13 protein-coding genes are annotated in these 12,054 nt (G+C 36.5%); all 13 read left to right on the top strand.

What is annotated here, in order from left to right; translation table 11 throughout:
• The first annotated feature begins 65 nt into the window (after positions 1–65).
• The 13 genes from CA834_RS02625 (at position 66) to CA834_RS02565 (ending at position 12,027) form a co-directional block, all read left to right on the top strand.
• A complete protein-coding gene (locus tag CA834_RS02625) occupies positions 66–974 on the top strand; it encodes a bifunctional riboflavin kinase/FAD synthetase (RefSeq protein WP_094967102.1) in 909 nt (302 codons plus the stop codon).
• Positions 967–2,274, top strand: coding sequence for an HTTM domain-containing protein (locus tag CA834_RS02620; RefSeq protein ID WP_094967101.1), 1,308 nt, complete (start codon positions 967–969; stop codon positions 2,272–2,274). Before CA834_RS02625 ends, CA834_RS02620 begins: the two co-directional genes overlap by 8 nt.
• A gap of 89 nt (positions 2,275–2,363) precedes the next feature.
• Entirely contained in the window at positions 2,364–3,635 is a 1,272-nt protein-coding gene (gene serS, locus CA834_RS02615; protein WP_094967100.1) for a serine--tRNA ligase, read from the top strand.
• A gap of 387 nt (positions 3,636–4,022) precedes the next feature.
• Complete coding sequence (locus tag CA834_RS02610; RefSeq protein WP_094967099.1) at positions 4,023–5,807, top strand: tetratricopeptide repeat protein; 1,785 nt, start codon at positions 4,023–4,025, stop codon at positions 5,805–5,807.
• A 71-nt stretch (positions 5,808–5,878) separates the two neighbouring features.
• A complete protein-coding gene (locus CA834_RS02605; protein ID WP_094967098.1) occupies positions 5,879–6,205 on the top strand; it encodes a DUF4286 family protein in 327 nt (108 codons plus the stop codon).
• Between the two features lie 58 nt (positions 6,206–6,263).
• On the top strand, positions 6,264–7,055 hold the full coding sequence (rsmA, locus tag CA834_RS02600; protein WP_094967097.1) for a 16S rRNA (adenine(1518)-N(6)/adenine(1519)-N(6))-dimethyltransferase RsmA: 792 nt from the start codon (positions 6,264–6,266) through the stop codon (positions 7,053–7,055).
• A 41-nt stretch (positions 7,056–7,096) separates the two neighbouring features.
• A complete protein-coding gene (gene mgtE, locus CA834_RS02595) occupies positions 7,097–8,476 on the top strand; it encodes a magnesium transporter (RefSeq protein WP_394346593.1) in 1,380 nt (459 codons plus the stop codon).
• 143 nt (positions 8,477–8,619) lie between these two features.
• Positions 8,620–9,558 (top strand): 2-hydroxyacid dehydrogenase, encoded by a 939-nt coding sequence (locus CA834_RS02590; protein WP_094967096.1) that lies wholly within the window; start codon positions 8,620–8,622, stop codon positions 9,556–9,558.
• 9 nt (positions 9,559–9,567) lie between these two features.
• Positions 9,568–9,978: a response regulator transcription factor gene (locus tag CA834_RS02585; protein ID WP_094967095.1), complete on the top strand. Its 411-nt coding sequence runs from the start codon at positions 9,568–9,570 to the stop codon at positions 9,976–9,978.
• Positions 9,979–10,082: 104 nt separating this feature from the next.
• Entirely contained in the window at positions 10,083–10,592 is a 510-nt protein-coding gene (locus CA834_RS02580) for a DUF4199 domain-containing protein (protein WP_094967094.1), read from the top strand.
• A 10-nt stretch (positions 10,593–10,602) separates the two neighbouring features.
• The gene (locus tag CA834_RS02575) at positions 10,603–11,058 is read left to right on the top strand and encodes a DUF1801 domain-containing protein (RefSeq protein WP_094967093.1); all 456 of its coding nucleotides are present in this window, start codon (positions 10,603–10,605) and stop codon (positions 11,056–11,058) included.
• A gap of 23 nt (positions 11,059–11,081) precedes the next feature.
• A complete protein-coding gene (locus CA834_RS02570) occupies positions 11,082–11,468 on the top strand; it encodes a VOC family protein (protein WP_094967092.1) in 387 nt (128 codons plus the stop codon).
• A gap of 58 nt (positions 11,469–11,526) precedes the next feature.
• On the top strand, positions 11,527–12,027 hold the full coding sequence (locus tag CA834_RS02565; RefSeq protein ID WP_094967091.1) for a TM2 domain-containing protein: 501 nt from the start codon (positions 11,527–11,529) through the stop codon (positions 12,025–12,027).
• Positions 12,028–12,054: the final 27 nt, after the last annotated feature.

Genomic DNA, 12,054 nt, shown 5'->3' with positions numbered 1-12,054 from the left:
AGTAATCTAAAAATTTTTCATGAAAACTCCATATTTTTATTAAACATTTAATAAAATTCTTGTAATTGACCGCTAAATCTGAAAAAGTTACAACAATAGGCACATTTGATGGTGTTCATATTGGACATCAGAAAATAGTTCAACAAGTCAATAATCTAGCTGAAAAAAACGGTTTTGAATCAACCGTTTTAACTCTATTTCCACATCCCAGAATGGTACTTTTTGGCGATGAATCCATAAAGCTTTTAAACACGATAGATGAACGGGTTGAAATCCTTAGATCCTTCGGTATTAAAAATGTTGTGGTTAAAGAATTTACCAAGGAATTTGCCAATCTGTCCGCACAAGATTATGTAAAACGTATTTTGGTTGATGAACTTAATTCTAAAATCATTGTTATTGGCTATGATCATCATTTTGGCAAAAACCGCAGTGCGAATATTCATGATTTGAAACAACATGGTAAAGCGTATGGTTTTAAGGTTGAGGAAATTTCAGCACAGGACATAGACCATGTAACGGTAAGCTCCACCAAAATTAGAAAAGCCTTAGAAAAGGGTTCAGTAGACATAGCCAATGCTTATTTAGGCTACAATTTTTTTATTACGGGAGTTGTGGTAAAGGGCAAGGAAATAGGAAGGACCATAGACTTTCCAACGGCAAATATTAACATTAAGGAATCCTATAAAATAATTCCAGGTGACGGGGTCTACGTTGTGCAATCCATTATTGATGATGATAAAGTACACGGCATGATGAATATTGGTACCAATCCTACGGTAAATGGAAAGTCCCGTTCCCTAGAAGTCCATTTTTTCGATTTTAATAAAGATATTTACAATCTTAAGTTGCGTATTAGCTTTTTAAAGCGCTTGCGAAATGAAAAAAAGTTTGAGGATTTGGATGCTCTGAAAAAACAACTGGAAGTGGATATGGCAGAGGCTAGAGCCGTTATTTCGAAATTAGATGAATAGGTTTCTATTTAAACATATAGACAATTCAGGTCTTGTTGTATTTAGAATGGTATTTGGCCTTCTGTGTTTTTTAGAATCGGTTGGAGCCATAATAACAGGCTGGGTAAGGCGGGTCATGGTAGAACCAGAATTTACTTTTTCTTTCATTGGGTTTGAATGGCTACAGCCGCTACCAGGCAATTGGATGTATGTGTATTATCTTGTCATGGGTGTATTTGGGCTGCTTATCATGGTTGGTTACAAATACCGTTTCAGTATGTTGATGTTCGGTATTATGTGGACCGCCACATACCTTATGCAAAAATCCTCCTACAACAATCATTATTATCTTCTTTTTATTCTCAGTTTTGCCATGGTATTTATGCCTGCGCATCACTACGCCTCTATAGATGCCAAGTTGAATCCGCAGCTCAAGAAAATTTCAATGCCCAGTTGGTGCAAATGGTTCTTTGTCATTCAACTTTTTATTTTATACACCTATGCCTCCATTGCCAAAATTTACCCGGATTGGCTGGACACCTCAGTCGTTGCCTTATTAATGAAAAACAAAGCACACTTTCCCATAATAGGTGAGGTTTTACAAACCCAGGGCCTTCATTATTTCATAGCCTATGGTGGGATATTATTTGACGGCTTAATTATTCCCCTATTACTTTTTAGGCCAACTCGAACCGTGGCATTTTTTGGTTCTATCTTCTTCCATATCTTTAATTCAGTCGTTTTCCATATTGGTATATTTCCATTTTTGTCCTTAGCTTTTTGTCTATTCTTTTTTGATCCTAAAACCATCAAAAATCTATTCTTGAAAAAGAAGCCTTATTACAATTCTGGGGAAATCATAATACCGAGGGACTCTAGGGTTTTAACCGGTATTTTAATCATTTATTTTTTGGTTCAAGTGGCTTTGCCACTAAGGCATCATTTTTTTAAGGATGACGTGCTCTGGACTGAAGAAGGTCATCGCTTGGCCTGGCGAATGATGCTAAGGGCAAAAAATGGTACTGCGAGTTTTACGGTGGTTGATAAGGCCACTAATAAGATAATTCCCATAAATCTCGATGATTATCTAAGTAGAAAACAAAAACACAACTTAAGCACAAAACCAGACTTTATCTGGCAGTTTGCACAACGCCTAAAAAAGGTCTATGAAGAAAAAGGGCAATCCGTGAAGGTTTTTGCTAGAGTTTATACCAGTGTAAACGGGAAACCCTTAAAACAGCTTATAGACCCAGAAGTGGATTTAGCTGCTGAACATTGGATGCATTTTAAACACCACCAATGGATTCTACCTTCAAAATAGAACTCTTTTTATTTTTATCTGCTTAAATTCTTTTTACTTTTGTTGGCTGTTTTCCTTCTGCTATTTGGCGGAATATCAAAATCATAGACATGTTACAAGTTGCATTTATTAGAGAGCACAAAGAAGATGTTATTGCACGTCTGGCCAAACGCAATATTGATGCTAGCCCAATGATTAATGAGGCTATTGCCTTAGATGAATCAAGACGAAGTCTTCAAACTGAGTTGGATTCAACAAAAGCAGAGGCCAACACCTTATCCAAGGAAATAGGTAATTTGTTTAAGTCTGGTGAGGTAGAAAAAGCCAATAAAATAAAGGAAAGGACATCCAAATTGAAAGAGTTGAGCAAGAATATTGAGCAACAACTCAATGATAAAATGGAAGCACTGAACCAAGTGCTTTACCAAATCCCCAACGTTCCCAACACTGTTGTTCCAGCCGGAAATACAGATGAAGACAACGAGGAGACATTTAGAGCTGGTGATATCCCAATATTATTTGAGGGTGCACTACCACATTGGGAACTTGCTAAAAAGTACGACATCATTGATTTTGAATTGGGAAATAAAATCACCGGTGCTGGTTTTCCTGTTTACAAAGGCAAAGGCGCTAAGTTACAACGCGCCTTAATCACCTATTTTTTAGATAAAAATACAGAGGTGGGCTATACAGAATACCAAGTACCTCATCTAGTGAATGAAGCTTCCGGATTTGGAACTGGACAATTGCCCGATAAGGAAGGGCAAATGTACCATGTTACCGCAGACAACTTGTATCTTATTCCAACAGCAGAAGTACCTGCCACCAATATTTTTAGGGATACTATTTTAAATGAAAGTGATTTGCCAATACACCTAACGAGTTATACCCCTTGCTTTAGACGTGAAGCTGGTAGTTATGGCGCCCATGTTCGGGGGTTGAATCGTTTACACCAATTTGATAAAGTTGAAATACTTCGAATTGAGCATCCCGATAACTCCTACAAAGCTCTAGATAGTATGGTGAACCATGTTAAAGGGATTCTAGACGAACTCAAATTACCATATAGAATATTGAGATTATGTGGTGGCGATTTAGGATTTACCTCAGCGCTGACCTATGACTTCGAAGTCTTTTCAACGGCACAAGACCGCTGGCTTGAGGTTTCCTCTGTTTCTAACTTTGAAACCTTTCAAGCTAATCGCCTAAAACTGCGTTTTAAAAGCAATGAAGGCAAGAACGAATTGTGCCATACCTTAAATGGAAGCTCCCTAGCCTTACCCAGGGTATTTGCGGGCATTTTAGAAAATTACCAAACAGAGAATGGCATCAAGGTTCCAGAAGTACTAGTTCCGTACACAGGTTTCGATATGATTTCTTAAGAAGTCATTAGGCAAATTACCACCCTTATTTGTTAAAAAATAAAGCATTTTATCGAATTTATTAGCATTTCTTCGTTTTTATTGGATATTTTTTTCAAGTTAGTAGTCCCGAAAAAGAACTGACCTATTATGAAGAATTTAAAACGTATCGCTTTACTCCTTGCACTAGTTGTAATGGTAAGTAAGGTTTTGTTTTAACCATCATTTTGGTAATAGCAAAATAAAACAATACCTGAACAGAATAACTGAATCATATTTGTAACGAATAATGATTAATAGCACATTTATTTTGTTGGTCAAAATGCCTAAACACATGTTTAGGCATTTTTTATAATAACATTTGCAATAACTAGATTTACCATTTGTTATATTTACAAAAATTGCCCTATGCAAAAGCTTGCATTTGCCTTAGTCTTCATACTTTCATTTTGTTCTGGAATTGCTCAGAACAGTGAAGTTCTTGCCGATAGTTACTACAAGCGCGGGGAGTTTAAAAAGGCATTGATTATTTATCAAAACCTTCTAAAAGAGAAACCTTACAATTCCGATTATATATATAAAGTTGTAGATACCCACCAACAATTAGAACAGTATGACGAGGCCGAAGACCTCTTGGTTCAACGGCTATCGACAACGCGTAGACCAACACTACTGGTTGAGTTAGGCTATAACTATCAATTAAAAGACAGCCTTAAAATAGCTGATAGTATATACAAGGAAGCTATTGCCTTTATTGATGAGAGACCTATTTATATTTACAGCATTGCTAAAAAATTTGAAGACCATTCTCTTCTAGAGCAAGCTATACAAGTTTATGATAAAGGTAAAATCCTAACACCGGATAAGAATTATAGTATTCAGCTCGCAAGAATATATGGTGACCAAGGCCGTATTGAAAAAATGTTTGCCAGTTACATAGATTATATTGCCTACAGACCAAATTACCTGAATAATATAAAACGGGTCATCAGTGATTTTATATCTGAAAACAGAGAGAGTGAAAACAACACGTATTTAAGGCGCTTATTGCTCAAAAAAATTCAGGAGGACCCAAGTTCCTATTGGTACGAGATGCTGAGCTGGCTTTATGTGCAAGAGAAAGCTTATCTTAAATCATTTGTTCAAGAAAAGGCGCTTTACAAGAGAAATCCTGAAAGTTTAGACCGTATTATTGAGTTGGCCCTCACTGCACTTAATGACAGTGATGATGATACCGCTAAAGACATCTTCAATTATATTTTAGAAACCACCCAAGATTTAAGTACCGCATTAACTGCACACCAATACATTCTGGAAATTGAAACCAAGCAGGCCGACGCTAAAGGCTTAGACCGCATTGATGAGAAATACAATGCGTTATTTAATGGGTTTGGGAAATCAGAAAACACTTTAGCGCTACAGTTAGCCTATGGTGAATTTTTGGCCTTTTATAAAAAAGATACTGAACAAGCAAACACCTTTCTCAAGGAAAGTTTAAATCTCAATATTTCAGACTTTCAAAAAGCCACGGTTAAACTTTTATTGGCAGATATCTTAGTTGTACAAGAACGCTTTAATGAAGCACTGATATTCTATTCCCAAATTCAAGCCAATCTAAAAAACAGCACTATTGCACAGGAGGCACGCTATAAAGTGGCTAAAACTAGTTATTACAAAGGGGATTTTGATTGGGCAGAATCGCAATTAAAGATTTTGAAATCCTCAACTTCCCAATTAATTGCCAATGACGCCTTGGACTTAAAACTATTGATTTCGGACAATAAATTTGAGGATAGCACCCAAACCGCCCTTAAATATTTTGCTAAAGCCGATCTCTACGCCTTTCAAAATAAAACCGATCAGGCCATTGCCTTACTCGATAAAATCTTGCAGGAACACAAAGGTGAGAGTATAACAGATCAGGCCTTATATCAACAAGCCAAACTTTTTGAAAAAAAGAAACAGTTCAACAAAGCAGAGAACAATTATCTTCAAATTATAAAAGACTATCCAGAGGATATTTTGGCAGACGACGCACATTTCCATTTGGCTGAGCTTTATAATTTACAGCTCGCAAAACCTGAGGAGGCCAAAGCCCTATATGAGAAAATTATTTTTGAATTTGAGGATAGCATTTATTTCATTGAAGCGCGTAAAAAATACAGAATGCTGCGCGGAGATTCTATAAATTAGAGTTTAGCCCAGACTTTTCAAGATACATATACTACCTTTGGTATTGTGATTTGAATAATTGAAAACACCTCATGATTATTTACAATGTAACCGTTAATATTGATGACTCCGTTCACAGCGAATGGTTAGCCTGGATTAAGGAGCACATTCCTCTTGTTCTTGCTACTGGCAAATTTAAAGACGCCAAGTTAACCAAGGTATTGGTTGAGGAAGAAATGGGAGGTACAACGTATTCCATTCAGTACCGTGCGCATAGCCGAAAAGCATTGGATGATTATTACAATGATGATGCTGAACGTCTCAGAAAAGAAGGTTTACAACGTTTTGCAGATAAAATGCTAGCCTTTAGAACAGAATTAGAAGTCCTTGACGAATATACCGCAGAATTTAAACAATAACCAAAACAAGGTCGCTTGAGCTTAGAACCGACCATTATAAAAAATCCATTAGTCAATAGTGTCCCATAACCATCAAGTCAAAGCTAAAAAACATTTAGGACAGCATTTTTTAAAAGATGAAACCATCGCAAAAAAAATAGCGGACACCCTGAGCCTTAACGGCTATAAGGATGTATTGGAAATTGGGCCGGGCATGGGTGTTTTAACCCAGTTTCTTATTCAAAAAAATGTGGTCACCCACGTTATTGAAATTGACGCTGAATCCGTAGCATATCTAAAAGACAACTACCTTAACCTAAGCGACAGAATCTATGAAAGAGATTTTCTCAAATTTGACTTAAATCTCATATTTAAGAACAGGCCTTTCGCTATTATCGGGAATTTTCCTTATAATATTTCGTCTCAAATCGTTTTTAAAACCTTGGAAATGCGCCAACAGATACCCGAATTTGCCGGCATGTTCCAAAAGGAGGTGGCGCAACGTATCTGCTCTAAAGAGGGTTCTAAAGTATACGGTATTCTTTCTGTTTTAACACAAGCATTTTACGATGCGGAGTACTTATTTACGGTACCTCCATCTGTGTTCAATCCTCCTCCAAAAGTAGATTCAGGTGTGTTAGTTCTTAAACGAAAAAATGAGTATAAACTACCGTGTCACGAAGACTTATTTTTTAGGGTTGTAAAGACGGGCTTTCAGCAACGACGCAAAACACTTCGCAACAGTTTAAAAACCTTCAATCTTTCCGATAATTTAAAAGCAAATGCTATCTTTGGGCAACGTCCAGAGCAGTTAAGCGTTTCAGACTTTATTGAACTGACGACTTTAATCGAAAAAGACCAAAAAAAATAGCATTCTGTTTAGAGTGTTAGAGCAGAAATCAAAAGAATGTAATCATTCAGGTGGAGGAAATTCAAGACAACATACAATTTCAACTCACAGATGAGCTCATTGAAAAGGTTGAGCATCTCGTTGCCGCGCAAAACGACAAGGAGCTTAAAAACCTATTGAATGAATTTCATTATGCTGATATTGCAGAAATTCTTGACGAACTAGATTTAGACAACGCTGTTTACTTGATAAAACTGCTCGATTCTGAAACGACATCCGATATTTTAACCGAGCTGGACGAAGACACTAGGGAAAAAGTACTAGGGAATTTATCAGCAAAGGAAATCGCTGAAGAAATTGAGGAGTTGGATACGGATGATGCTGCTGATATTATTGCCGAATTATCAGCCGAGCGGCAGAAAGCTGTCATATCGGAAATTGAAGATGAGGAGCACAAGGCCGAAATTACCGAACTTTTGGCCTACCCTGAAGATACGGCTGGTGGACTAATGGCGAAGGAATTGGTTAAAGTTTATGAAACTTGGACCGTAGCTGGATGTTTGCGCAGAATCAGAGGCCAAGCAAAGGAGGTAACACGTGTCCATTCCATTTATGTTGTAAATAAAGAGGAAAAACTTATTGGACGACTGTCTCTTAAGGACCTAATTGTGGCTAAGAGTGAACAAAAAATTGCTGAAATTGCCAAAGAAAATGTAGATTGGGTTAATGTTCACGACGATGTTGAAGACGTCGCTAGAATTATGGCCAAGTATGATTTAGAAGCCATTCCTGTGGTGGATAATGACCAAACCTTATTGGGAAGGATTACCATTGATGATATTGTTGATGTCTTAAAGGAAGAAGCCGAGAAAGACTACCAATTAGCTGCAGGTCTTACCCAAGGTGTTGAGGCAGATGACAGCATCCTCGATTTAACCCGTGCAAGACTACCATGGTTGTTTTTAGGTCTTTTAGGTGGTGTGGGTGCTTTTATTATCATGGAAGGTTTTCAAGAGGCCTTTAACCAGTATAAAATGTTGTTTTTCTTTACACCGCTTATAGCTGCCATGGCGGGAAATGTTGGAGTGCAATCTAGTGCTATTATAGTTCAAGGTTTAGCTAACGATGACCTTAAGGGTAGTATTAATAGTCGTTTAATCAAAGAAATGTTATTAGCCGCACTTAACGGCGTGATTTTAGCTATATTTCTATTTCTTTTTGTATGGATCTACAATAATGAAATAGACAAGGCCCTCGCCATTTCAATTTCCTTGGTCGCAGTTATAATAATTGCAGGACTGATTGGAACCTTCGTGCCGTTATTCTTAGACAAAAGAGGCATTGACCCTGCTATAGCCACTGGCCCATTCATTACTACAAGTAACGATATTCTAGGTATTCTTCTCTATTTTTGGATTGCTAAATTAATCCTTGGTATTTAAGCTATTTACGCATTTATTCTTACAATGTTAGGTTCAAGCAAACCGATTGTTCAATATTTGACCTGAGATGTTGAATTTATTTTAGACATCCCTTATCTTGAACCAAATATTAAAGCCTTGAGCTCAAGATTAATAATTTATCAATGAAAATACTCCATCTCGATAGCAATCATTCCCTACTTTTAGATGAGCTCAATAATTTAGGCTATACTAATGATGAGGATTACACCTCATCAAAAGCAGAGGTTGAAGCAAAGATTTCGCAATATGATGGTATTATCATTAGAAGCAGGTTTTCTGTTGACAAACACTTTTTAGATGCTGCAAAAAATTTAAAATTCATAGGTAGGGTCGGCGCAGGATTGGAAAACATCGATGTGCCATATGCAGAACAAAAAGGAATATTTTTGATCTCTGCACCTGAAGGAAACCGCAATGCCGTTGGTGAACATACACTAGGAATGCTATTGTCCTTACTGAACAAAATGAACAAGGCCGATATGGAGGTTAAACATGGCAAATGGTTGCGCGAAGAGAATCGAGGTGTTGAGCTCGACGGACAAACCATTGGACTTATCGGCTACGGTAATATGGGCAAAGCCTTCGCCAAAAAACTAGCTGGGTTTGATGTCGAGGTACTTTGTTATGATATTAAGGATGATGTTGGAGATATTAACGCTAAACAAGTACCACTTAAAACTCTCCAAGACAATGCTGATGTCATAAGTTTGCACACACCCCAAACACCTTTAACCCTTAATATGATAAATGCGGATTTCATCAGCCGTGTTAAAAAATCCTTTTGGCTTATTAACACAGCGCGAGGGAAAAGTGTAGTTACAAGGGATTTGGCCAATGCTTTGAAATCTGGAAAAATTTTGGGTGCTGGATTAGATGTCCTTGAATATGAAAAAAGCTCGTTTGAAGACCTCTTTTCTTCTGGAGAAATCCCTGAGGCTTTTCAATACCTTGTTAAAGCACCTAATGTCCTTCTTACACCACATGTAGCTGGCTGGACCGTAGAAAGTAAAATTAAGCTTGCACAAACTATTGTAAACAAAATCAAGGCAAAATTTTCCTAAATTTATGGAATGAAGAAAACCATTCTTGCTTTTTCATTACTTATCCTAGCACTTTTACTGCTGTTTCAATTTAGCAAATACAGTATTGTTACTGGCAATGCTGAAATTGAAATTATCTTTGCTGTAATTGCTATTGTCTTTTTCGTAGTTGGATATGTTATTCACAAAAAAAGCCTTACCCAAAAGCATATGGGACAAGGGGACATTGATAACGATAAAATAAAGGCTTTAGATATAAGTGACAGGGAATACGAAGTATTACAACTCATCCACGAAGGGCTTTCTAATAAAGAGATTGGAGAAAAACTTTTTTTGTCGGAAAGTACAATCAAAACCCACGTATCTAGTCTTTTGGTGAAACTCAATGCCAAAAGAAGAACCCAAGCTATTCAAATTGCAAAATCACAACATATTATTTAAATTAATTACATTTAGACTAAAGTACCAAAGCTTTGGTACTTTAGTATGATAGCAAAAATGGCTCCTGCATTTACATTTGCATCAAACAATTAAATACATCTAATATGAAATCAACAGTATTAAAATTTGGTGGATATGGGCTACTTACTGGGGTCGTTATTTTTGGTTTAGCACTCACTTTAGGCAGTGGATTAAGTTATACCACACAGGAAATTATTGGATACGGTGCAATGATTGCGTCTTTATCCTTTGTATTTTTTGGTATCAAACATTACCGGGACAAGATAAATGACGGTAAAATTACTTTTGGAAAAGCACTGCTTATTGGTTTATTAATATCAGCATTCGTTGGTATTGGCATTGGCCTTGTAGATTATCTTTACACAACAGTTTTAAATCCTGACTTTGCTGACGATTACCTTGAAAGAACTTTAGAAATTTATGAGTCCCAATACACTGGAGACGAGTTAGTGTCCAAAAAAGCTGAACTTACCCAGCAAATGAAGGACTATGGGGGCTCGGGATTTATGGCTACTTTGATGTTTGTAACTGTTGTACTAATTGGACTTATCGTCTCCATTATTTCAGCGCTTATTTTACAGCGTAAACACTAAATAGATTTATATGACATATGACGCTACTTCTCCCGAAGATTATATCAATCAAGTGCCCGAAGAACGGCAAAATGCCTTAAGAAAACTGAGATCAGTTATTAACAATAATCTGCCCAAAGGATTCGAAGAAGGTATCATATATAAAATGATAGGCTACTACGTACCACATGCTGTATACCCAAATGGTTACCACTGCGACCCCAAAATACCGTTGCCCTTTATGAGTTTTGCTTCACAAAAAAACTCAATTAATTTATACCATAGCGGTATTTATGCAAATCAGGACTTATACGATTGGTTTGTCGACGAATACCCTAAATATAGCAGTAGAAAATTAGATATGGGGAAAAGCTGCATTAGATTTAAGAACCCGGATGACATTCCATACCAACTCATTGGTGAACTAACTAAAAAAATAAGTTGTAAAGATTGGATTACCACTTATGAATCAACTCTAAAGAGATAGAAAAATAAATTAAAATCCATAAAATGAAAAATCGAGTTACAGGGATTGGTGGCGTCTTCTTTAAGACTAAAGATCCAAAGGCCTCAAGAGATTGGTATAAAAAACACTTAGGCTTTAATACGGATGACTATGGCTCAACCTTCTGGTGGAAGGATAAAGACGGTAATGATTGCACAACACAATGGAGCCCTTTTAAAGAGGATACAAGTTATTTTAAACCCTCATCAAAAGATTTCATGTTTAATTACAGGGTTGAAAACTTAGAAAGACTATTAGATGTATTAAACAAGGAAGGTGTAACAATTGTTGGTGAAATGGAGACTTATGATTATGGAAAGTTTGCTTGGATACTAGATAATGAAAATAATAAGATAGAATTGTGGGAGCCTATAGATGCAGCTTTTAAATAAATTGAATTATTTTTTTAGTAATTTTAAGCTAGACTATTAATCATTAAAACCAATAACCATGTCAGACGAGAATAAAGATTTAGGCGATGACCTTAACGATATGTTAGGTGATGCCAAAAAAGGTGCTAAAAAAGCAGCTGATAAGGCTAGCGAAAAAGCAGAGGAATTTAGTAAAGAGGCTAAAAAACTTGGGCATGAAGCCAAAGAAAAAGCTTCAGAATTTGCGGATGAAGCTAAAGAAACCGCAAAGGAATTTACTGAAGGCGCAAAGGAGGCGTTTGGGCAAAACTCAGGGGATAACAAAAAACTTTTAGCAGGTATTTTAGGTATTCTTTTTGGAAGTCTAGGTGTCCATAAATTTATTTTGGGTTACAATAAGGAAGGTGGGATTTTATTAGGAGTAACTTTGATAGGGTATATACTTGCCTGTGTAGGTATTGGTATCTTTATAGTATGGATTACCGCTGTAATTGGCCTTATTGAAGGAATCATTTATTTGACTAAATCTGATGAGGATTTTTACAACACCTATCAAGTTGGTAAAAAACCCTGGTTTTAAAACAAAACAATTCATTATAAAACCCAG

Origin of the sequence: Winogradskyella aurantia (assembly GCF_002266855.1) — a bacterium.
Classification (GTDB): domain Bacteria; phylum Bacteroidota; class Bacteroidia; order Flavobacteriales; family Flavobacteriaceae; genus Winogradskyella; species Winogradskyella aurantia.
The sequence above is the reverse complement of the archived record's forward strand: the minus strand, read 5'-3'. Positions and strand labels throughout refer to the sequence as shown.

Coding starts and splice junctions, on each gene's coding strand:
- CA834_RS02620 (WP_094967101.1), top strand. CDS start 967: ATGAATAGGTTTCTATTTAAACATATAGACAATTCAGGTCTTGTTGTA.
- CA834_RS02610 (WP_094967099.1), top strand. CDS start 4,023: ATGCAAAAGCTTGCATTTGCCTTAGTCTTCATACTTTCATTTTGTTCT.
- CA834_RS02570 (WP_094967092.1), top strand. CDS start 11,082: ATGAAAAATCGAGTTACAGGGATTGGTGGCGTCTTCTTTAAGACTAAA.
- CA834_RS02565 (WP_094967091.1), top strand. CDS start 11,527: ATGTCAGACGAGAATAAAGATTTAGGCGATGACCTTAACGATATGTTA.
- CA834_RS02580 (WP_094967094.1), top strand. CDS start 10,083: ATGAAATCAACAGTATTAAAATTTGGTGGATATGGGCTACTTACTGGG.
- serS (WP_094967100.1), top strand. CDS start 2,364: ATGTTACAAGTTGCATTTATTAGAGAGCACAAAGAAGATGTTATTGCA.
- CA834_RS02605 (WP_094967098.1), top strand. CDS start 5,879: ATGATTATTTACAATGTAACCGTTAATATTGATGACTCCGTTCACAGC.
- CA834_RS02575 (WP_094967093.1), top strand. CDS start 10,603: ATGACATATGACGCTACTTCTCCCGAAGATTATATCAATCAAGTGCCC.
- CA834_RS02585 (WP_094967095.1), top strand. CDS start 9,568: ATGAAGAAAACCATTCTTGCTTTTTCATTACTTATCCTAGCACTTTTA.
- CA834_RS02590 (WP_094967096.1), top strand. CDS start 8,620: ATGAAAATACTCCATCTCGATAGCAATCATTCCCTACTTTTAGATGAG.